The following is a 20,932-nucleotide window of genomic DNA, read 5'->3' as shown; positions in this document are numbered from 1 at the left end:
GCATCTTCCGCGCACTTTCGGTATGATACGAATTGAGGTGATCATATGTTTACAACTAAACAATTTAACGTGTTTACGCAAGACGGGCTCGACGCCCGCATGTCAGGTATTCGCGCGGACATTCAACCGCTGTTCCATCGCATCTATGACGAGGTCGGTCCGCAGCTTGAAGCCGACGTCGGCATCCCGCTCTATCTCCACGTCGCCAAGCACGCCCGCCGGACGGTCAATCCGCCGAAAGATACGTGGATGGCGATCTGTCACGATAAACGTGGCTATAAGAAACATCCGCATTTCCAAGTCGGTCTGTTCGACGACCGTGTCTTCGTCTGGCTTGCCTTCATCTATGAGATGCCGAACAAAGAAGCAATCGGCAAACGACTCATGACAATCGACTTTAAACATGAATTTCCCGACTTCCATCTTGCCGGCGATCATATGAAAAAAGAGGCGTTCTTGATCGAAGAGACGTCCTCTGCGTCAATCGATGCCATCGTCGAGCGCTTCGCGACCGTCAAAAAAGCCGACTTCTTGATCGGTCGTCAACTTTCGGCCGATGCCTCGATCCTCCAAAACGAAGCGGCGTTCCTCGCCCTTGTCGAGGACACGTTCGGACGGCTCATGCCGATCTACCGCGAGCTCGTTCTCTAACTAAAACAGGCGAATCCGACATCGGATTCGCCTGTTTTTACGTTGTCACATCATTTAATCGTGCCTCACCGATGAATGCCGCGAACGCCTCGTTGGCGAGCGGGAGTCCCGACTCGGTCAACCGGACGTGCGTGTCCGTCGTTTCAATCAACTGTTTCGCTTTCAGTTCGGACAAGACGTGCCCGAACACCGACTCCATCGAGACACCGTACTTCGTTTCGAACGTCTCGAACGACACACCGCTGCGCATCCGGAGTCCGAGAAACAACTCTTCTTCCATCCGCTCGAACGTCTCGAGTGTCGTCGTACTTCGAACCGGTAAACCTTCCGCCTTGATATAGTGCGGGATCGGCGCGACGTTCGCCCGGCGCTCGCCGTTCAAGTAACTGTGAGCCCCGGCTCCGAAGCCGTAATACTCCTCGTTCCGCCAATACACTTGGTTGTGACGGCTCTCCCGTCCCTCGACACTGTAGTTCGAGATCTCATACTGCTTGAGCCCACGGCGTTCGAGCGTCTCCATGACTTTCAAGTACATGGCGACTTCGATGTCCTCACCCGGCAGACGAAGCTTACCTTTGCGGTCTTGAATCGCGAAGACGGTGTGCGGTTCGAGGATCAAGGAATAGGACGAGACGTGTTGGATCGGCAGTTTGAACGCCAAGTCGAGGTCCCGTTCGATCTGTTCGAGCGTCTGCTCCGGTAGTCCGAACATGAGGTCGATCGAGATGTTGTCGAACCGTTTCGCCGCCTCCGTTACCGTCGCGAACACGTCATCCGCCCGATGCGTCCGCCCGATCCGTTCAAGCCCGCCGTCGTCGAACGTCTGGACGCCGAAACTGACGCGGTTGACACCGCCTCGTTTCATCGTATCGAGCTTTTCGGCGCTCACAAAGTTCGGATTCGCCTCGACCGAGTATTCTATATTCTTTGTAGCGAGCGGGAGCAAGTGCCGCTCGACCATGTCCATGAGACGTTTCATCTGCACCTCATCGAGCGCGGTCGGCGTTCCTCCGCCGATAAAGATCGTCTCGATCTCATCTGTCGGATATTGTTCAAGCGATAGGACAATCTCTCGTTCTAACGCATCTAAATAGTCATCAACCGGTTGGTTCTTTAAGAACACCTTGTTGAAATCGCAGTAATAACAAATATGTTCACAAAATGGAATGTGAAGATATACGGCTTTAGCCATGGCGGCCACCCCTTTCTTCTCCTTCCATTTATAACGCTTTTTACGTCTTGACGCCACTGTCTGCATTCAATCGAAACGATGGATGAACAATCCGCTCTTCAGTTTCGGATCGAACCAAGTCGATTTCGGTGGCATCTGTCCGGATTCATCGGCGACCTGCATCAACTCTCCCATCGCCGTAGCATGACATGTCAACACGACGACATCCGGTCGCTCGGCCAACCGTTCCAGTTGTAAGGCGGCGTCTGAGCCGCCGACGAAGTCAATCCGTTTATCGGTCCGGACATCGTCCACTCCGAAGTACGGTTCGAGAATATCCCGTTGTAGCGTGGCAACGTCGAGAGCCGCGGTCGACTGTCGTTTCGTCAACTCATACTGTTTACCGCGGTAAGACAATCCGAACGAACCGCGCGCTTGCGGAACGACGAGGCCGTCGGTCGACACCACTTCGTACGAGAACGAAATCCCGTCCAATAAAGCCGCGACTTCTTCAGGCGTAACATCGGTCAACAGGCGATGGTACGGCAAGATCGTCAACTCGTCGCTCGGGAAGAGCACACCTAAAAAGTGATCGCGCTCTAGTTTCGATTCACCTTCAGGCAGTTCTAGCGCCGCGACGACAGCCGCCGCTTTGGCCCGATGATGCCCGTCGGCGATATAGATGGACGGGATCGTCGCCCCGATCATAATGACACGCGCCTGGTCTTTCGGCGGTACCGCATAGCCTTCGTGCAAGACACCTTGACTGTCCGTGAAGGAAAATAGAGGTCGTTCGTTCGTGGCGGCTTCAAGGATACGCCGTAACGCCTCGTCCGGCTCATGGCTCAGTAAAATCGGTCCGGTGTGCGCTTTCGTCGCCGCCACATGTTCGACCCGTTCCCGCTCTTTCACTTCTCGTGTATGTTCATGGATCTTGATGCGGCCCGCCTCATAATCCGCGACCGAAAACGTCGCCACGAGACCGGTTTGACGCCGCCCTTGATTCGTCAGCCGATACACGTAAAAGCCGTTTGCCTGTTCCGTCAGTTCAGTCGCGTACAACCGTTCCAACTCGGTCCTCGCACGTCGTCCCCACGCTTCGAGTGACAGGTCAGCGGCAAACAGTTCCGGCTTATCGACCGAGAGAAATGAGTTCGGACGTCGCTCGACGTCTCCTCGTGCCTGTTCGACGTTCACGATGTCGTACGGGTCGGCCGCCACAGCTTCAGGATGGGCCGGCATATACGGTTTAAACGGTTTAAATATGACCATATTGATCCCTCCTTAAAATTCGCGGACGCGCATGACGCCCTCGATGTCGTACAAAGCATGCACGGACAGTTCTTCTTGTTTATGGTTATCGATGTCGATCATCGTGTAGGCTACATCGTTCCGGCTGCGATTCACCATGTTATCGATGTTGATCCCGTTCTCGGCGAGCCGGCTCGCGATTTGACCGACCATGTTCGGGACGTTCAAGTGCAGCACCGCCAAGCGTCGCTTGCCGACGTAAGGAAGTTCAGTGTCCGGGAAGTTAGCGGAATTCCGGATGTTTCCGGTCTCTAAATACAGTTTCAGCGTATCGACGGCTTGAATCGCGCAATTCACTTCGGATTCTCGTGTCGAAGCCCCAAGATGCGGAAAAGCGACGACTTGAGGATGGCCGAGTAACGCCTGTTGCGGGAAGTCTGTAATGTACGTCGCCACTTTATCTTGTAACGCCTCAATCAAATCAGCGTCGTTCACGAGCTCGCCACGGGCGAAGTTCAATAACGTCACCCCAGGCTTCATCCGTTTGAACCAACTAGCGTCGATCAAGTTGCGTGTGTCGTCCGTGAGCGGCATATGGATTGAGAGCAAATCGACGTCTCTGAGCAAGTCGTCCAAGTGCTTGGCTCGTTTTACTTGCTTCGATACGTTCCACGCCCCATCGACCGATAAATGCGGGTCGTACCCGACGACGTCGACACCGAGCTGGAGCAGGTCGTTCGCGAGCGACGCCCCGATCGCACCGAGGCCGACGATGCCGACCTTCTTGCCTCGTAATTCAGAGCCGACGAAACGGCGCTTCTCGTCTTCCATCGCCCGCTCAAGTAACGCTTGGCTTGGGAACGTTTGCTCGTTCACCCAACGCGCGCCTTCAAGGATCGGCCGGACCGATAAAAGCATGCTCGCGAGTACGAGTTCTTTGACCGCGTTCGCGTTCGCCCCTGGTGTATGGAACACGACGACGCCTTGACGCGCCAAGCGCTCAAGCGGGATGTTGTTCACCCCAGCCCCGGCCCGGGCGATCGCGAGCAAGTACGGGGGAATCTCGGCGTCGTGAACGTCATGGCTCCGAATGACCCAGGCATCGGCCTGCTCCACTGCGTTGACGGCGTATTCTCTCGGCTCAAAACGCTCTAGCCCGGCTGATGCGATTTGATTATATGTTTTGATGTGGAACATCGTATCCCTCCTGTTCAAATGCTTGCATCACTTCGACTAGACGAACGACTCCTTCGAGCGGCATCGCGTTGTAAAGACTGGCTCGCAGCCCTCCGACCGAACGGTGGCCACCAAGTTCGATCAATCCACGTTCCTCGGCGAACTGTTGAAACGCTCGATCCGTCTCGTCCCGTCCCGTCGTGAACGGAATATTCGTCAATGAACGGATATCTCCTGTGACGAGCGACCGGAACAACGTTGAGCCGTCTAAATAAGCATACAATCGCGCGCTCTTCTCACGGTTGCGCCGTTCCATCTCGGCGACGCCACCCGTCCGTTCGACCCAGGCGAGAACCCGTTCGGCGACATACATGCTAAACGTCGCCGGTGTGTTCAAAACGGTGTCGGTGTGACGGGCGTAGTTCAAATAACTTGGCAAATCGCGGTCGACAATCAAGTCGCGACGAATGATGACGACGCTTAACCCGGCCGGTCCGATATTTTTTTGGGCGCCTGCGTACAGCAGACCGTAGCGGCTCACGTCGATCGATTCTGCCAAAATATTGGAGGACACGTCCGCGACGAGCGGGATGCCTGTATCCGGAAGCATCGTATAACGTGTCCCTTCGATTGTATTGTTCAACGTCAAATGGAGATAATCGGCGGTCTCGCCATCCCCTTCATAGTCAGGCAGTTCCCGATAGTTCGAACTCGCCGAACTGCCGACGACGGCGACGTCCCCATAGTGGCGGGCATCAGCGATCGCTTTTTTCGACCACGTGCCGCTGTCGAGATAAGCGAAACGCCCTGTCGTACGCAAGTTCATCGGAATCATCGAGAACTGGAGCGTCGCCCCGCCTTGCAGCCAAAGGACGGCGTAATCGTCTGAGATGTCCATCAACCTCCGCAGCCTCGCTTCGAGCGCCTCGGTAATCGCAATGAAGCGCTCCGAGCGGTGGCTCATCTCGACGATCGAGACACCCGTTTTTTGATAAGACAGAAACTCGTCTTGCACTTCTTGTAGTACCGATTTTGGCAAAACGCTCGGCCCTGCTGAAAAATTATAGACGGTCACCGCTACTCCTCCTCTATTTTTCTGTAAGTGGGTACTATTCCGTACCGGACGTCACGAATCCTGCCAAATGAAAAAAATCGCCCTTATCCATGGATAAGGGCGACCACTCATTCTTCGTCCATCGACAAGACGGACATGAACGCTTCTTGCGGCACTTCGACGGATCCAACCATCTTCATGCGTTTTTTACCTTCTTTTTGTTTCTCGAGAAGTTTACGTTTCCGCGAGATGTCGCCGCCGTAACATTTGGCAAGGACGTTTTTACGCAACGCCTTGATCGTCGACCGGGCGACAATTTTCGTACTGACCGCTGCTTGGATCGGCACTTCGAACTGCATCCGTGGGATGAGCGCCTTTAACTTTTCAACGATGACTTTCCCACGTTCGTAGGCAAAGTCGCGGTGAACGATAAAGCTGAGCGCATCGACGAGCTCGTTGTTGAGGAGAATATCCATCTTGACGAGGCGTGACGGACGATACCCGATCAAATCATAGTCAAGTGAGGCATAGCCTTTCGTACTTGATTTCAATTGATCAAAGAAGTCGTAGACGATTTCACTGAGCGGAATATCGTACGTGATTTTAACACGGGTCGTATCAATATATTCCATATCAATAAAACTGCCGCGTTTCTTCTGACAAAGTTCCATGATCGAGCCGACGTAATCGTTCGGTGTCATGATCGCCGCTTTGACGTATGGCTCTTCGATCAATTCAACTTTTTGTTGCTCAGGCATCTTCGACGGGTTATCGACGTGGATGACGTCTCCTGACGTCGTCGTGACGTGATAGATAACCGACGGTGCCGTCGTGATCAAGTCGATTCCAAACTCGCGCTCGATCCGCTCTTGAATGATTTCCATATGAAGCATACCGAGGAATCCGCTACGGAAACCAAATCCGAGCGCTTGTGACGTCTCGGGCTCGAACTCGAGTGCCGCATCAGACAACTGGAGCCGCTCAAGCGCTTCACGCAAATCATTATACTTGGCCGCATCAATCGGATAAAGACCGCAGTATACCATCGGGTTCATCTTACGGTAACCAGGAAGTTGCTCGGTCGATGGGTTTTTAGCGAGCGTGATCGTATCACCGACACGAACGTCGCCAACCGTTTTAATCGATGCCGAGAGCGTACCAACGTCTCCGACATTCAACTCTTTCACAGATAACGGTTTAGGTGTCGAGACACCGAGATCCGTCACTTCGAACGATTTACCGGTCGACATCATTTGGACTTTATCCCCGACTTTGACCGAACCGTTGACGACTCGTATCGAGGCGACGACGCCACGATACGCATCGTAGTACGAGTCGAAGATCAAAGCCTGAAGCGGTGCTGACGGATCTCCCGTCGGCGGCGGCACAAGCTCTACGATCTGTTCAAGAATTTCTTCAATCCCGATTCCTGCCTTGGCAGAAGCTGGCACCGCATCACTGGCGTCCAGTCCGATCACGTCCTCAATCTCTTGACGGACGCGTTCGACGTCAGCCGACGGTAAGTCGATCTTGTTGATGACCGGGATGATCTCGAGGTCGTTGTCGAGTGCGAGGTAGACGTTTGCGAGCGTCTGCGCCTCGATCCCTTGGGCGGCATCAACGACGAGGACCGCACCTTCACACGCCGCGAGTGAGCGCGAGACTTCATACGTGAAGTCGACGTGTCCAGGCGTGTCGATCAAATGAAGGATGTACTCAACTCCATCTTTTGCGGTATAGTTCAATTTAACAGCGTTCAATTTGATTGTGATGCCACGTTCCCGTTCGAGATCCATCGCGTCAAGCGTCTGTTCTTTCATTTCACGCGCCGTAAGCGCACCAGTTCTCTCGAGAATCCGATCAGCTAGCGTCGACTTACCATGATCGATGTGGGCGATGATGGAAAAGTTGCGAATCTTCTTCTGACGGTTCTCTAATTCTTGTTTATTCATATATGGGTTCACCTATCCTTCTCATGCATACCGTGTCATTATATCAAAATCCTAAGTTAATGTGTACGACCTACTACAACAATACCACATATAGTTTTCAGAATAATCATCAAGTGGTTGCTTTTCGAATAACCGTTTGCTACAATTGTGCTTGTTCTGTTGAATGATTACTTGAAGTAATGAGAACATACACTTTCTTGTTTCAGGAGGTGAAATAACATGGCAAATATCAAATCAGCAATCAAACGTGCAAAAACTTCTGAAAAACGTCGCGTCGCTAACTCGCAAGAGAAAGCAGCAATGCGTACAGCAGTAAAACGTGTCGATACTCTCGTCGTCGAAGGAAACAAAGAAGCAGCTCAAGAAGCTTTCGTCCTCGCTACGAAGAAAATCGACAAAGCTGCAGCAAAAGGTCTCATCCACCAAAACAAAGCAGGTCGTGACAAATCACGTCTCGCAGCTCGTATCGCAGCTCTCTAATTAGAGAACAAACGAAACAGCCGCCTCCGTTCAGGAGCCGGCTGTTTTTTTGTATAGCATGACGTAATGTGTCCCGATGCCTTCAATTTCGAACGGATCCCCGACGATGACGAGGCCGTTGCGTTCGTAAAACCGGACCGCGACCTCGCGGGCGTTACACCACCAAGAAGCGTTCAATTCACGATGGACCGCCTGTAAGAAACGAGATCCGACGCCCGTCCCGGCGACGGCCGGATCGGTGGCCATGCCGCGCAGTTGAAACGAAACTCGTTCGCCAGACAGCTCCCGGTCTTGTCGCATCACCGTCGCAATCGATAAGATACGCCCGTCTTCAGCCCAGGCGTAGTGACGGGTCGACTCGGCGTCATCCCCGTCAAAATAGCACGTCGAAACGGCTAAACCTGGACGCAGTACTTCATGCCGGAGCGGGATCACTTCTTCAAGCAACACTTGTTGCAACATACAACCACCTCACAGTAATGTTAATTGACAGACGAGCGTGTCAAACACGATCTGCTTGTCGCCCCGTCCTGTCTTCATCGCTTCGTCCGCATCGGCGATGAGCGTGAGCGCCTTGGCGAGCTGTGCCTCTGAAAAGTTACGGCTCGCTTGCGTCGCCAGTTTCACCGTATAAGGGTGGGCGCCAATTTTTGAGGCAATTTGCTTCTCGCCGTACCCTTTCTCGGTCAACTGCTTGGCGAGGTACATATTTCGATATTGACGGGCGAGCAACGCCAAGAGACCGATCAGTTCTTGGCCTTGTTTTTCTAAATCACGGACGAGACGCAGCGCCAAATCGGCCCGTCGGCCGACCAAATACTCGGACAGTTGGAACACGTTGTCCTCTAGCGTCCGAGGCACGAGATCGTTGACGATTTCAAGCGGGATGTTGGCTCCGTCGCCAGCATAGAGCTGAAGCTTCTCCAGTTCCCGGACGAGCTTGCCCCAGTCGTCTTGACAAAGGAATAGCAAGCGTTCGACCGTCGTCCGCTCCATCGACTGCCTGCGCCGGTTCAGCTCGTCATTGACGTAGCGCATGAGCTCGCTTTGGCTCGGCTTCTTCGCCTCGAGGACGATGGCTCGCTCTTTCAAGCGCTTGACGACTTTCTTCCGCTCATCGAGTTTTTCCGCTTCAACGATGAAGACGAGCACCGAGTAAGGCGCCGGCTGCAACACGTACTCGGTCAACCGCTCGAGATTTTGCTTTTGTTTTTCTTTGGCGCCGGTTAAAAATTGGGCCTGTTTGACGATGACGGTGCGGTAGTCACTAAAGAACGGTACCGTTTCAGCTTCGTCTAACGCCGTATCGAGTGACGTTTCATGTAAATCGAGCTGCATGACGTCAAATTTGTCGCCGGACGGACTGGCCGCCTTGACGATTTCTCGTTCCCACGTCTCGAGCAAGTACTTCTCTGTCCCGTACAGGACGTATACGTTCGACAACTTCCCGTTGTGCAACCACGGTTCATTCAACACACACACCACTTTCACAATTTATTCTTATCTAAAACATAGATTATCCTTCTTTGATTCGCTATACTTAGAACGGAACCATTTTAAGGAGGGACTCACTATGCATATTAACTCGGTTCGCCCGCAAAGCGAAAACCCGTTTGAGAACGACGTGCAGTGCAAACGTAACGATGCCATCGATTCAGCAATCGGCTTCATCGTCCCGTTCGGCTTTTTCTTCACGATTTTCGCAATCGGTGTTCTCATCAAATTCTTAAGTCTTTAAGTCGTAAAGCGATTGCCCCGGGGGAGCAATCGCTTTTTAGTTTATCATAGTTTTCATGGCCTGACTGCCCTTCTCACGCTCCCCTGACACCCTCCCCGCTCACAGACGACCATCCCGTCCTCATCCGTCCGCAACAACCGCCTTCCCTGAATACGGGCGAGCGTGTCTGGATGAGGATGACCGTATCGATTGTTGGCGCCGACGCTGACGACCACAAACTCTGGATCGATGCGAGCGATCAAGTCAGCACCGGAAGACGTTTCGGCCCCGTGATGGCCTAGTTTGAACACATCGACGTCGACAGTCGGGATCAACCGCTCGTTCGCCTCCGGTAAGTCACCCGTCAATAAATAGGACAAGTCTCCGACTTTCATAAAAACCGACACTGAATTCGCGTTCTCGTCCTCACCCGCATCAACCGGTGTGACGACCCACATCCATGGATAAGGCCGCTCTCCTGCTTCTAACAACCGCACGTTCACGTCATACGGCTCGAGCTCGTCGACTAACGCCCGCCGCTTCGTTTCATCGGCCACTTCCGCCGCGATCCATACTTCCTCGACCGGAATCAGATCAAGCACGCCCGTCAGCCCACCGATATGGTCATGGTCGGCATGCGTCAGCAAAATGAAATCAAGTCGGGTCTCACCTCGTTTCCATATGTAAGGGACGACGACATCGGCACCCGGGTCGAACGTCGACCGTTTCTGCTCATCCGGATGTTGAAACACGCCGCCGACATCGATGACACCGGTGATGCCGGCTTGCTCGACGACGATGGCGTCCCCTTGCCCGACGTCTAAAAACGTCACCCGCGGCTCCTCCGACCATTCTAACCAGACGTGCAGCGCAAGCAGCGAAACTGAAGCAATGACCCATCCGACCGCTCGTCTCTTATCTAATAGAATCAATCCAATCCCAAGCAAAACGAACAAATAGACCGCATGCCAAAATGTGATGTCGTGCAACGGGACCCACGGACGATACGTATGATGCATCTGAAACATCCCGTTCAACCCGTCGAGAATCGGATAGAGCGTCGGTTCGAACGACGGCATCACATAAGTGACGAGCGCGAGCGGAAGAATCGCCCAGGAAATCAACAATCCGGCAATCACGTTGTACACCGGAGCAAAGATTGAGATGACCGGCTGGATTTGCCATAAAAAAATCAAGCCGAACCATTGGGCGTAAAGCGCTACGCTGAACAGATTCGTCCATATCGACCGTGTTAAAAGCAAAAACAAGGTCATACCGACGGTCAACTGAAATCCGAGATTCCATAGCAAGTACGGTTGAACGGCTAACAAGGCTGCCGCACACCAACTGAGCAGACGAACCGGGTCCCGAATCGTCTGACCGCATAGCGACAAGATGAGCACGACGTCAGCGACAAGCACGGCTCGTGCCACCGGCGGCGAAAAACCGGTCAGCCAACCGAATGCGGTCACGCAGACGATCACGAGGCCAAGTTTCGTCTCCCGATGAAGCGGCAACGGACGAAACATCCACCTGAGCATAAACACGAGCAAGGCGATGTGGGACCCGGAAATGACGAGTAAATGAAGCAGACCCGTCACACGATAGGAGAACGATGTCTCCTCGTCGAGCAATCGGCTCTCACCAAACAGTAACGCTTCCATATAAAGCGCCACGTCCGGACGGTGCGTCGCTTCGATCCGTTCGAGCTGACGTTCTTTCCAGCGCAGCATGCGCCCATTTAATCCGTCACTCGGTCGACACCGCTCGACATGGACATCCTTCCCTTTAAAAGACAATCCAGCCCCGTGCGCCCATTTCGCCTCGTCAAAACCTCCTGTATTTCGAAGCGGTGAAAAAGGGACTGGTTCGAACGTGACGAGACACGTCTCACCCGGCCGCCCGAGCTCGACTTCGCGCCCGATCAAGACCCCAGACATCCCGTTCGATTCACCATAGAGTCGAACCGAGTGACCGTTGTCGCGTCGGCTCTCGATGGCGAAGACTGAGTCCCCGGCTTCATGTACCTCTTGTACCGACGGAGTAGAACTTTGTAACAGGACTAGGAAAACGAGTGAGATCGCACCGACATGTGTGTAGACCGCTTGCCGACGCCACGTCAGGAACAAGGCTAGCCCGAACAAGAGCACGACACCAAAAGCCCCGGACTTCCAAGCAATGAATAGACCAATCGGGATCAATGGATAGATCGGCATATCACGGGACCAACAAATAGCCTTCCATGCTCTCGAGCGTTTTCTCACCGAACCCTTTGACGTTCCCGAGCTCGTCGTACGATTTAAATGGACCGTTTTCTTTCAAATAGTTCAAAATAGCGTCCGCTTTGGCCGGACCGATCCCGGGGACGGTCATCAACTCTTCTTTCGTCGCACTGTTGACGTGAATGCCGTTCGTCGTATCGGTTTCCGGGACTGCAACGGCCTCTCCTTGTTTCGGTACCGTGATTTTCGTGCCGTCTACGAGCAATTGGGCTAAATTCAGCTGTTCAGGGTCAGCTTCGTCCGTCAACACGGCGAGAGACAAGACGTCCCCGACTCTAGCCCCTTGCGGCATCGTATACGTGTCGGGCGCTTCGACCGCTCCCGTGACGTAGACGACAACTTCTGTCACCGGGCCCGCCTCTGCTTCCTCCACCGTCGTAAACTCCTCGACCATCGTCGTTTCCGGCTCTTTCGAATAAAACATATAGCCGACACCGACGAACAAGATGACGAGCAACGCGACGACATACCGTTTCCACTTCTCCATATCGTTCCCCCCACATAAACGAATGTCTCTTCATTAGTATGCGAGAAATAGCCGGCTCACGCTCAAGTCCTAGTTGCTAGATGCGGTCGCAATGCTTGAGCGTTCACCCACGGATCGATGACGTATCGGAACGCAAAAAAGAGACAAGCCGAAACTTGTCTCATTGCTCTTCAACTTGTCTCATTGCTCTTCAAAATGTTGAACTTGGCTCGCCAGTGAGGCGGCTTGTCCTTCTAGCTCTTGCATCAAGGCAAAGATTTGATCAAAGCTTGCCTGTTGCTCTTTCATCGAGGCGGCGACTTCTTCGTTACCGGCTGCTAATTCTTCGGTCACACCACTCACTTCTTCGACGCGTTTCAACACGTTCGTGACTTCACGGCTCGAAGCGACCATTTCTTGTTCGATCGTGCCCACGAACGAGGCCACGTGATCGGTCCGATCATGGATGCGTGTGAACGCTTGCTTCGTCAGTCCGAACGCTTGAAGTTGCGCCGTTTGCTCGTGGCTCGACTCTTCGACCATGTCTGTCAAATTGCCGACCTCGTCCCGAATCGTTTGGACGACCCCGAAGATCGAGCGCGTCGCCACATTACTCTCCTCAGCCAATTTCTTCACTTCACTCGCGACGACAGCAAAACCTCGCCCGGCCTCACCGGCTCGTGCGGCTTCAATCGCGGCGTTCAAGGCAAGTAAATTCGTCTGGGCGGCAACGTCTTCCACGAGTTTTGCCATCTTCTCGATTTCTTCTGTTTTTCTCGCGAACTGGTCCATCCGTTCGACGAGCGATTGGTTGCGCTCGCCCGACCGACGTAAAATATGTTCTTGATCCGTCAACGTCTCGATTCCGGCCGCCACTTCACGCGTCATCTCGGTCGTCTCTTCAGTCGTTTGTTTCGTCTGGTTCAAGCTCGTCTCGAACGATGTCGCCATGATCCCGACCGACTCGAGCGTCTCTTGAAGTTCAGTCGCGATCGATTGGGCCCCGTTCGCCATCTCATCGACCGCGTTCGTGATGTTCGACGTCGTACTCACGACCGCTTCATTTTCAGCGGCGGCCGTCTCTGTCATCTCATTCACTTTGACCGACGTGACCCGAATCGAGCCAATCACGGTTTGAAGCGACGCCGTCATATCTCGCATGGCGCGTTCTAGTCGGCCGATCTCATCGCGTCGCGTTGAATCCGGCAACGTGATCAAGTGCCCGGCCGCGATCGCCTCGGCTGCTTTTACGTTCCGTTCGAGCGGAAGTGTGATCGAGCGGGCGAAGAAGAAGTTGTACAGGCTTAACACCGTGACGACGAACACCGTCAACAAGATTGAGACGAGGAACAGGCGCTTCGTCTCGTCGGCAGCTTCTTTTTGCAACGCCTCGTAAAACGTTCCGTTTTTTAACAACAACGTGTTCACGTCGTTCAAAACCCCTTCTAGTTTCGCCGCTTGAATGCGGGCAGCAATGCCGCCTGCTTGAGCCGTTTCAATATTCGCTCCAATGCGCTCATATTTGGCTGTGGCTCGGTCAAGGTGCGTTGAAAACTCATCGATCAAATAGGTTTGATTCATCTCTTGGAACGTCTCCGTGTTCGTGGCACGAATCCGCTCGAGCTGTGTCAGCGTCGATTGACTCATCTGTTCACCGAGCGACGTCCAAAGGGATTGTTCTTGTAAAAGTGACGTCTCGAGTTGAGATAACTCGATCATCTGGGTGCCGTATTGCTCATTGTACGTCTGCAACCGGTTCAACGTCGTCAATACATAACTCATCATCAAGACGATGAGTAAGACCGTGAATACGGTCGAGAAGATAAAGCGTTTGCGTAAACTCATTGTAACGCCCCCTCCAGCAACCGTTTCTGAACTGCTTCAAACTGCTCTGTCTCTTCATCGGTCCATTGCACACGGCGCAGCGCTGCTAGCCCGATACCGCCCTCGTCGATCCCGAGTTCGATATGGTCGTTGATCGCTTCTGTTTCAAGGCTGTCCGCAATCTTGACGATGGCCAAGTCGACTTGCTTTAACATCGACGTGATGACCGCATCAGGTGCGATCATCGATTGATCGCTGTCGACGCCGATTGCCTTGATCCCGTTTCGTTCAGCCGTCTCGAGTACACCGACACCGGTCAGACCGGCCGCTGCGTAGAGTACGTCGGCCCCTGCGGCAATCTGTTTTTCCGCCAATTTCCGTCCGATCTCAGGCGAGGCGAAATCGTTCGCGTAGTCGACGATCATTTCGACGTCCTCGTTCACGCTTTTCGCCCCTAATTCGAACCCGGTTTCAAATTTCTGAATCAGCTCGTTGTCGACTCCTCCGATGAATCCGATTTTATCGGACTCCGTTTCAAGTCCCGCGACCGCACCGGCCAACGCGCTGCCTTCTGTCTCTTCGAACGTGACCGAGATGACGTTTGGTAACGTCGATACCGCGTCGACTAAGGCAAATTGTTGATCTGGGTGCTTCGAAGCCACCGTTTCTAGATCAGTTTGACTCGCGAAACCAAGACCGACGATCACATCATGTCCGTCTTCGACCAATTGCTCAAATCCTGCTTTGTATGTTTCAGTCTCGTCCAATTCTCGATAATCGACGAACCAATCTCCCGCCTCTCGCAACTGTCCCATGCCACGCATCGCAGCGTCACTGAACGATTGGTCCCCGAGACCAACGTCAGACAGGACGACACCCATCGATTGGCGGGGTTCGACCGTCTGTTCCGGTTGATCGATGACAGACTGACACCCGGATAGCCAAACGATACAAGTCGTCAGTGCGCCGATCATGATTGTTTTGTTCATAACATGTACTTCCTCTCTCTAATGGTCTGACATCTCATGTATCGTCTGATTTACGCCGGATTTGAAGTCAAACCTTTTAAAACTTAGGGTAATAATTTGAACGACGTCACGACAAACAAGGCTGCAGACGATTGCCTGCAGCCTTGTTGATTCAACTTATTCTTCCGACGCCGCGACGGTCGTTTCCGTCAACTTCCGTTCAGCAGTCGGTGAGGTCGGCACGTTGCCTTTTCCGGCAAAATTATCAAGCAAGTCTTTCATATCGATGCCAGACGACGCTTTGAGCGTCTGCTGCAGTGAAGCCATCAAATCAGTCGCGTAACCCGTGACTTTCCCGGCTCCCCCGTCTTTACCGCTCCCCGTATCGACGACCGTGATTTGGTCGATGTTACCGAGCGGTGCCGCAATTTGCTTCGCGTAGTCAGGAAGCATCTTGACGACCATGTCGAGAATGGCGGCTTGACCGTACTGTTCGAACGCCTCGGCGATCTTTTGTTTCGCTTCGGCTTCGGCGAGACCAGTAAGACGAATAATATCGGCCTCTGCTTCCCCTTTCGCCCGTTCAGCATCGGCTTCGGCGACACCAGCGAGACGGACGCGTTCAGCATCGGCTTTCGCCTCGGCCTCGATGCGGTACTTCCCGGCATCTGCTGCGGCGATTTGACGAGCTTTATCAGCTTCCGCAGCCTGTTCGATCGCATAGCGGTCGGCGTCGGCTTTTTTCTTCACTTCTGAATCATATTGCTTTTCACGACGCATGATTTCTTTCTCTTCGAGCTCGATTTGCTTTTGACGCTCGATGATCTGAACTTGCATCTGTTGCTCTGTGACTTCTTGTTTGGCCTTGGCTTCTTCAAGCTCGTACGATTGGTCAGCCCGTGCTTTAGCGACATCTTGCTCGCGGCGGTAGTCGGCGATGCGGAGTTGGTTCTCTTTTTCCGCTTCCGCGATTTCAGAGTTTCGTTCAAGCTCCGCTTTCCTCGCGTCCTTCATCGCTTCCGCTTGTTTGATGCGCGTTTCTTTATCCGCTTCAGCCGTTGCGATGTCGGCGTCACGTTTTACTTGGGCGATCCGTGGCTTCCCGAGCGACTCGAGGTATCCGTTCTTATCCCGCACGTCTTTAATCGTGAACGAGACGATGACGAGGCCCATCTTCGCTAAATCTTGCGAGGCGACACGTTGCACTTCTTGCGAGAACTTGTCGCGGTTTTTATAAATCTCTTCGACTGTCATCGAACCGAGGATCGAACGAAGGTGACCTTCGAGCACTTCTTTCGCCTCGTTCTCACGCTCGATTTTCGGTTTGCCGAGGAATTGTTCGGCCGCTGTCGCGATCTCACTGATCGAGCCACCGATTTTAATAATGGCCGTCCCGTCAGCCATGACCGGGACTCCTTGCTCGGTATACACTTCAGGCGTCGTTACTTCGAGCTTGCTCGAGAGCAAGCTGAGCGGTTCCGCTTGTTGGAATACTGGCAAGACGAACGCCCCGCCGCCGCGAATGATTTTGACGCGGTTACCGGAAGCGTCACTGTGGACGTTCTTTTTACCTAAGTAGCTCCCGGTGACGATGAGCGCCTCATCCGGTCCGACTGTACGATATTTCAAGACAAACACGAAGATCAAGGCGAGCAAAATCACCCCGACGATAATACTGACTAAAATGGTTGTGTCCATACATTATTGCTCCTTTCGAATAGTGGGTTCGTCATATTCCATGACGACCGCGATATTTCGTTGTACTTCGATGATGACGACTCGACGATCACTAGGAATCGCTTTCCCGTCAATACTTTGTGCCGTCTTCAAAATCGAACCGACGACCGACTCGACGAGCACTTCACCGTAACCGCCTTCAGGGACGGGGACGGTCAATCGCCCGACCAATCCGACGAGCGACTCATCAGTCATACCAATCGACTCTTCCGCATTTGACAGCGGTAGGAGGACGAACAAGTATAGTAACGTCGTGAGCGCGAATGAGCCGGCGAGCGCCACCGCGAGACCGATCATCGGCGACACATGGGCGAGCGCGTTCAAGATTAACCCGATACCTGCCCCGAGCGCCAGGAAAGAGAGGATGACGGCCGGATTGAACCAGCCTTCGAAGAAATCGAACGCGTCCGAGAACAGCATGTATAAAAATGTGCCGAGACCGGCAATGATGAGTACCCACCAGTACAGTTGTTCTAACGATTCCATTACCATCCCTCCTCGGTGCGGCGCTGTTGTTCATATGCGAGCACACGTCGCAAATGTTCGACTTCAAGCGCGAGCGCCTGTTCAATCGTATCCCATTCCGATAACGGCCGGGTCGGATACTGTACCGCCTTCCGCACGCGACCAAGCGTTCGTTCAAGGTTTAAACGATCATACCGGTCAACCTCTTCGAGCCGTTCCTGACGCAGTAGTTTTAAATAGTGATCGACTTCGCCCTGTAACGTAATAATCTGCTCTGTCGCCGCCTCCGACGACTCTTGCATCAGCAGGCGACGCACCCTGACTTGATGGGCAACCAGTTTGGCAATCCTGGCCTCGAGCTCGAGAATATGTTTATAGAGGAACTCTGCCTCATCTTGGTCCGTGTCATCGCGCCACCACATCTCCGTCTCACCTCACTTCTTTTCTACTCACTCATTCATACGTATCAATTGAATCATTGGTTTCAAAATGCGCGAAAAAAATGTAAGATAAATTTGCGAACGTTAAGAAAGGAAGTGCTCACTTTGGGCAATCAAGTCATCAAATTATCAACCGCGGCTCAAGAACAATTAATCCAGAGCTATCGCGCTCACGCGGTCAATCCGCCACCACACGCTCGCTTCAGTGCCAAGACGCCCCACTGTGTGGTCACCGTGTACAATTCGGGAAAAGTCATGTTTCAAGGTCGGGCTGCGGATGAAGAGGCGGCCAAATGGGGAGATTCCATCAAAAAGGAAACGTCCGTTCCAAAACATACGTTACCGGCCGGTTTTTCCGATTGGTCCGTCATCGGGAGCGATGAAGTCGGGAAAGGTGATTATTTCGGTCCGCTCGTCGTTGTTGCCGCCTACGTCCCGAAGGAAAAGATTGCCCTCGTCAAAGAACTCGGTGTCAAAGATTCTAAATTACTTACCGATAAAGATATTTTACGCATCGCTAAAGACTTGCACGTCACGATTCCCTACCAGAAAGCGACGCTGCACAACCCGACGTACAACAAAATGCAACGGACGATGACGCAAGGGAAGATGACCGCGATCGCCCATAACGCGGCGTTGTCGGCGCTCTTGAAAAAGTTAGACGAGACGCCAGAAGCGATTCTAATCGACCAGTTCGCCGAAAAAGCCGTCTACTACAGACATTTGAGTTCTGAGACCGATATCGTCAAAGACGATGTCTACTTCTCGACGAAAGCGGAAGGCCTCCACGTCGCCGTCGCCGCCGCCTCGATCCTCGCCCGCGCTTTTTTCTTGAAAGAGATGGACAAATTGAGCGCGACGCTCGGTGCCACGTTACCGAAAGGGGCCGGAGCGAAAGTCGATCAAGTGGCCGCTACCTTGATCCTTCGCTACGGTCAGGAACGTTTGAACGATATCGCTAAAGTTCACTTCGCGAACACGAAAAAAGCGATGCGTTTATGCGAGCAGAAACGATAGTTCTCACTTCAAAGATATGTTATATTTGTTTTATGGTTCAATGAACTTAAAAACTTTTGGGGGATAGCGTTCATGTTGCATTATAAAACGTACACATTAAGCGACGACCATCCTTGGGTCATCTTCATACATGGCGCAGGCGGGAGTCTATCTCACTGGTATCGTCAAATTCGTCCATTTCGAAAGAAATATAACGTCTTGCTGCTCGACCTCCGCGGTCATGGCGGCTCATATAACGAAGAACAATCTTTGAATCAACCACTCAACGCCTACACACTCGATGTCGTCGTCGAAGACGTCGTCGAAGTGATGAACCATTTAAATATTGAAAAAGGTCATATGGTCGGGCTATCGCTCGGGACGATCGTCATCCAAGCGATGTTCGAGCATCACCCCGACCGCATCGCTTCTGTCGTCTTAGGTGGTGCGATCGTCAAGTTCAATGTCCGCTCGACATTGCTCATCCGGCTCGGCAGCCTCATGCAAAGTTTCGTGCCTTACATGTGGCTGTATCAACTATTCGCTTGGATCTTGTTGCCGAAGAAACGGCATAAAAAATCGCGGATGATGTTCGTGCGCGACGCGGCGAATTTGTGCCAACGCGAGTTCATCCGTTGGTTCAAGATGACGGAAAACATGAATCCGTTGCTGCGTCACTTCACTTCAATCCAAACATCCGTCCCCATCCTCTACATTATGGGCGACGAGGATTACATGTTCCTTGAGGCCGTCGAACGAACGGCGAAGCATCAACCGACGGCACACGTCCAAGTCGTCCACGATTCGGGGCATGTCGTCAACGTCGATCAACCCGATACGTTCAATTCCATTTCAATGGACTTCATCGATCAACAAGTCGGTTTACTGGCAGCCAGTACGTCTTAAGTCTATACCTTTCAACAGAGACTCACTTCCTTAACCGGAAGCGGGTCTCTGTTTTTGTCTGTGGAAAAAATATTTTCCGGAAAGTTTTCAGAAAATATTGATTATTGAAAAATATCGTGTTACTCTTAGACAAATCTTGAACAGAGGAGCTGGCGACGATGCGTACACCATTACATAACGGCCTACTGATTATTATTCGACTGAGGGACTGAAAAATCGACTCGCTGACCGAGACGAATTTTTGGGCCCTTGTTTCGATGGTTTCGGACGAGGCGCTCATGGTATGACCGACGCGCCTATCCAATCAGGATAGGTTTTTTTATTGGATCGATACACAGAGGAGATGATGGAAGTGAAACAGTACGCAATGGATCGGATGATTAAAATATCAGCAGGGATGGCTAGCGCCGTCTTGGTCACACTCGGGGTCGGACTCTTGATTGAAACGATCGGTAAGATGGCCGGAATCGAGACGCTCGTCTTGATCGGACAAGTCGCGAAGTCACTACTCGCCCCGGCGCTCGGTGCCGGAGTCGCCTATCAGCTCGGCGGCAACACCCTCATCTTATTCAGTTCGATGATTGCGGCGACCGTCGGGGGTGCGGCTCTTCAAGCGACGGAGAGCGGGCTTGTCCTCGTCCCCGGTCAACCGATCAGTGCCTTGATTGCCGCAGCGGCGGCCGTCTGGTTAGGCAAACGCGTCCTCGGTAAAACGAAGTTCGATATGATGGTCGTCCCGGTCACGGCCGTGCTCGGCGGAGGCATCGTCGGTGTCGGTGCCGCTGCCGTCACGACACCGCTCATCAACTCGATCAGCGCGAGCATCACTTCGTCGGTCAACACATCACCGATCGCAACGTCACTCGTCATCGCTCTCGTCTTCAGTGTCATGCTCATGTCACCTGCCTCATCAGCCGCGCTTGCGATCGCGCTTCAGCTCGACCCGGTCGCGAGTGCCGCCGCCTTGATCGGCTGTACCGCTCAATTCGTCGGCTTCACGCTCATGGCTTATCGCCAAACCGACCCAGGTGGCTTAGTCGCATCGTTTTTCGTCACACCGAAAGTCCAGTTCCCGAACGTCGTCAAAAATCCACGGGTCGTCATGCCACCGTTCATCGCCGCGATGATCAGCGCTCCGATCGCGACGCTTTGGTTCTCACTCGAGGTACCATATGAGATTGCCGGGCTCGGCTTGAACTCAATGATCGCCCCGCTCAATATCCTTGCCGCACAGGGCATGGAAGCGTTTCTCATCTTCGTCGGCACCGGCGTCATCCTACCGGCTGTCATCACATTCCTTCTTTATAAAGTGACTTGCCTCGTCGGTTGGACGAAGTTCGGTGACTTGGCGCTTGAAGTTCAATGAATTCTAAAAACAGCGATTCCCACAATAAAG

Annotated in this window: 20 protein-coding genes; 6 read left to right on the top strand and 14 right to left on the bottom strand. The window is 53.0% G+C overall.

What is annotated here, in order from left to right:
- Positions 1-45 precede the first annotated feature (45 nt).
- On the top strand, positions 46-651 hold the full coding sequence (locus EVJ30_RS05975) for a DUF1054 domain-containing protein (protein WP_070326977.1): 606 nt from the start codon (positions 46-48) through the stop codon (positions 649-651).
- Between the two features lie 37 nt (positions 652-688).
- Here EVJ30_RS05975 and hemW read toward each other — a convergent pair whose 3' ends face one another.
- The 5 genes from hemW to lepA all read right to left on the bottom strand — a co-directional run bounded on the left by hemW (position 689) and on the right by lepA (position 7,255).
- A complete protein-coding gene (gene hemW / locus EVJ30_RS05970; protein WP_070326976.1) occupies positions 689-1,843 on the bottom strand; it encodes a radical SAM family heme chaperone HemW in 1,155 nt (384 codons plus the stop codon).
- 66 nt (positions 1,844-1,909) lie between these two features.
- The gene (locus tag EVJ30_RS05965) at positions 1,910-3,094 is read right to left on the bottom strand and encodes a DUF1015 domain-containing protein (protein ID WP_131468368.1); all 1,185 of its coding nucleotides are present in this window, start codon (positions 3,092-3,094) and stop codon (positions 1,910-1,912) included.
- A gap of 12 nt (positions 3,095-3,106) precedes the next feature.
- On the bottom strand, positions 3,107-4,270 hold the full coding sequence (locus EVJ30_RS05960; protein WP_070326974.1) for a phosphoglycerate dehydrogenase: 1,164 nt from the start codon (positions 4,268-4,270) through the stop codon (positions 3,107-3,109).
- Positions 4,248-5,324 carry a 3-phosphoserine/phosphohydroxythreonine transaminase gene (gene serC, locus EVJ30_RS05955; RefSeq protein ID WP_131457980.1) on the bottom strand — a complete coding sequence of 359 codons (1,077 nt, stop codon included), beginning with the start codon at positions 5,322-5,324 and terminating at the stop codon, positions 4,248-4,250. The genes EVJ30_RS05960 and serC overlap by 23 nt, the downstream gene beginning before the upstream one ends.
- A 107-nt stretch (positions 5,325-5,431) precedes the next feature.
- Complete coding sequence (gene lepA / locus EVJ30_RS05950; protein ID WP_070326972.1) at positions 5,432-7,255, bottom strand: translation elongation factor 4; 1,824 nt, start codon at positions 7,253-7,255, stop codon at positions 5,432-5,434.
- 219 nt (positions 7,256-7,474) lie between these two features.
- Between lepA and rpsT the strand changes: the two genes are divergently transcribed.
- Positions 7,475-7,735, top strand: a complete 261-nt coding sequence (gene rpsT, locus EVJ30_RS05945; protein WP_034778152.1) for a 30S ribosomal protein S20 — start codon at positions 7,475-7,477, stop codon at positions 7,733-7,735.
- 30 nt (positions 7,736-7,765) lie between these two features.
- On the opposite strand, the gene EVJ30_RS05940 is transcribed toward rpsT, so the two are convergent.
- Together EVJ30_RS05940 and holA are read right to left on the bottom strand one after the other, a co-directional pair.
- Entirely contained in the window at positions 7,766-8,197 is a 432-nt protein-coding gene (locus EVJ30_RS05940; RefSeq protein WP_131468366.1) for a GNAT family N-acetyltransferase, read from the bottom strand.
- A 9-nt stretch (positions 8,198-8,206) separates the two neighbouring features.
- Complete coding sequence (holA, locus tag EVJ30_RS05935; protein ID WP_083273932.1) at positions 8,207-9,211, bottom strand: DNA polymerase III subunit delta; 1,005 nt, start codon at positions 9,209-9,211, stop codon at positions 8,207-8,209.
- A gap of 97 nt (positions 9,212-9,308) precedes the next feature.
- Here holA and EVJ30_RS05930 point away from each other — a divergent pair, with 97 nt between their 5' ends.
- Positions 9,309-9,473 (top strand): YqzM family protein, encoded by a 165-nt coding sequence (locus tag EVJ30_RS05930; protein ID WP_016508105.1) that lies wholly within the window; start codon positions 9,309-9,311, stop codon positions 9,471-9,473.
- Between the two features lie 53 nt (positions 9,474-9,526).
- Here the strand turns inward: EVJ30_RS05930 and EVJ30_RS05925 are convergent, their stop codons facing one another.
- The 7 genes from EVJ30_RS05925 to EVJ30_RS05895 all read right to left on the bottom strand — a co-directional run bounded on the left by EVJ30_RS05925 (position 9,527) and on the right by EVJ30_RS05895 (position 17,616).
- The gene (locus EVJ30_RS05925) at positions 9,527-11,668 is read right to left on the bottom strand and encodes a DNA internalization-related competence protein ComEC/Rec2 (protein ID WP_131457978.1); all 2,142 of its coding nucleotides are present in this window, start codon (positions 11,666-11,668) and stop codon (positions 9,527-9,529) included.
- Between the two features lies 1 nt (position 11,669).
- A complete protein-coding gene (locus EVJ30_RS05920; protein ID WP_070326967.1) occupies positions 11,670-12,221 on the bottom strand; it encodes a helix-hairpin-helix domain-containing protein in 552 nt (183 codons plus the stop codon).
- A gap of 180 nt (positions 12,222-12,401) precedes the next feature.
- A complete protein-coding gene (locus EVJ30_RS05915) occupies positions 12,402-14,045 on the bottom strand; it encodes a methyl-accepting chemotaxis protein (protein WP_131468364.1) in 1,644 nt (547 codons plus the stop codon).
- A complete protein-coding gene (locus EVJ30_RS05910) occupies positions 14,042-15,013 on the bottom strand; it encodes a BMP family lipoprotein (RefSeq protein WP_131468362.1) in 972 nt (323 codons plus the stop codon). The genes EVJ30_RS05915 and EVJ30_RS05910 overlap by 4 nt, the downstream gene beginning before the upstream one ends.
- A 156-nt stretch (positions 15,014-15,169) precedes the next feature.
- Entirely contained in the window at positions 15,170-16,690 is a 1,521-nt protein-coding gene (locus EVJ30_RS05905) for a flotillin lipid rafts scaffold protein FloT (RefSeq protein WP_070326964.1), read from the bottom strand.
- Positions 16,691-16,693: 3 nt separating this feature from the next.
- Positions 16,694-17,215: an NfeD family membrane protein gene (locus EVJ30_RS05900; RefSeq protein ID WP_131457976.1), complete on the bottom strand. Its 522-nt coding sequence runs from the start codon at positions 17,213-17,215 to the stop codon at positions 16,694-16,696.
- Positions 17,215-17,616, bottom strand: a complete 402-nt coding sequence (locus EVJ30_RS05895) for a hypothetical protein (protein ID WP_070326962.1) — start codon at positions 17,614-17,616, stop codon at positions 17,215-17,217. The genes EVJ30_RS05900 and EVJ30_RS05895 overlap by 1 nt, the downstream gene beginning before the upstream one ends.
- 123 nt (positions 17,617-17,739) lie before the next feature.
- Here EVJ30_RS05895 and rnhC point away from each other — a divergent pair, with 123 nt between their 5' ends.
- The 3 genes from rnhC to EVJ30_RS05880 all read left to right on the top strand — a co-directional run bounded on the left by rnhC (position 17,740) and on the right by EVJ30_RS05880 (position 20,902).
- The gene (gene rnhC, locus EVJ30_RS05890; RefSeq protein WP_131468360.1) at positions 17,740-18,651 is read left to right on the top strand and encodes a ribonuclease HIII; all 912 of its coding nucleotides are present in this window, start codon (positions 17,740-17,742) and stop codon (positions 18,649-18,651) included.
- Between the two features lie 72 nt (positions 18,652-18,723).
- A complete protein-coding gene (locus tag EVJ30_RS05885; RefSeq protein ID WP_071397801.1) occupies positions 18,724-19,536 on the top strand; it encodes an alpha/beta fold hydrolase in 813 nt (270 codons plus the stop codon).
- Between the two features lie 343 nt (positions 19,537-19,879).
- The gene (locus tag EVJ30_RS05880) at positions 19,880-20,902 is read left to right on the top strand and encodes a PTS sugar transporter subunit IIC (protein ID WP_131458000.1); all 1,023 of its coding nucleotides are present in this window, start codon (positions 19,880-19,882) and stop codon (positions 20,900-20,902) included.
- The last annotated feature ends 30 nt before the right edge of the window (positions 20,903-20,932 follow it).

Origin of the sequence: Exiguobacterium sp. SH5S13 (assembly GCF_004337085.1) — a bacterium.
In the GTDB taxonomy this organism is placed as follows: domain Bacteria; phylum Bacillota; class Bacilli; order Exiguobacteriales; family Exiguobacteriaceae; genus Exiguobacterium; species Exiguobacterium aurantiacum_A.
This window is presented reverse-complemented; position numbering and strand designations above follow the sequence as displayed.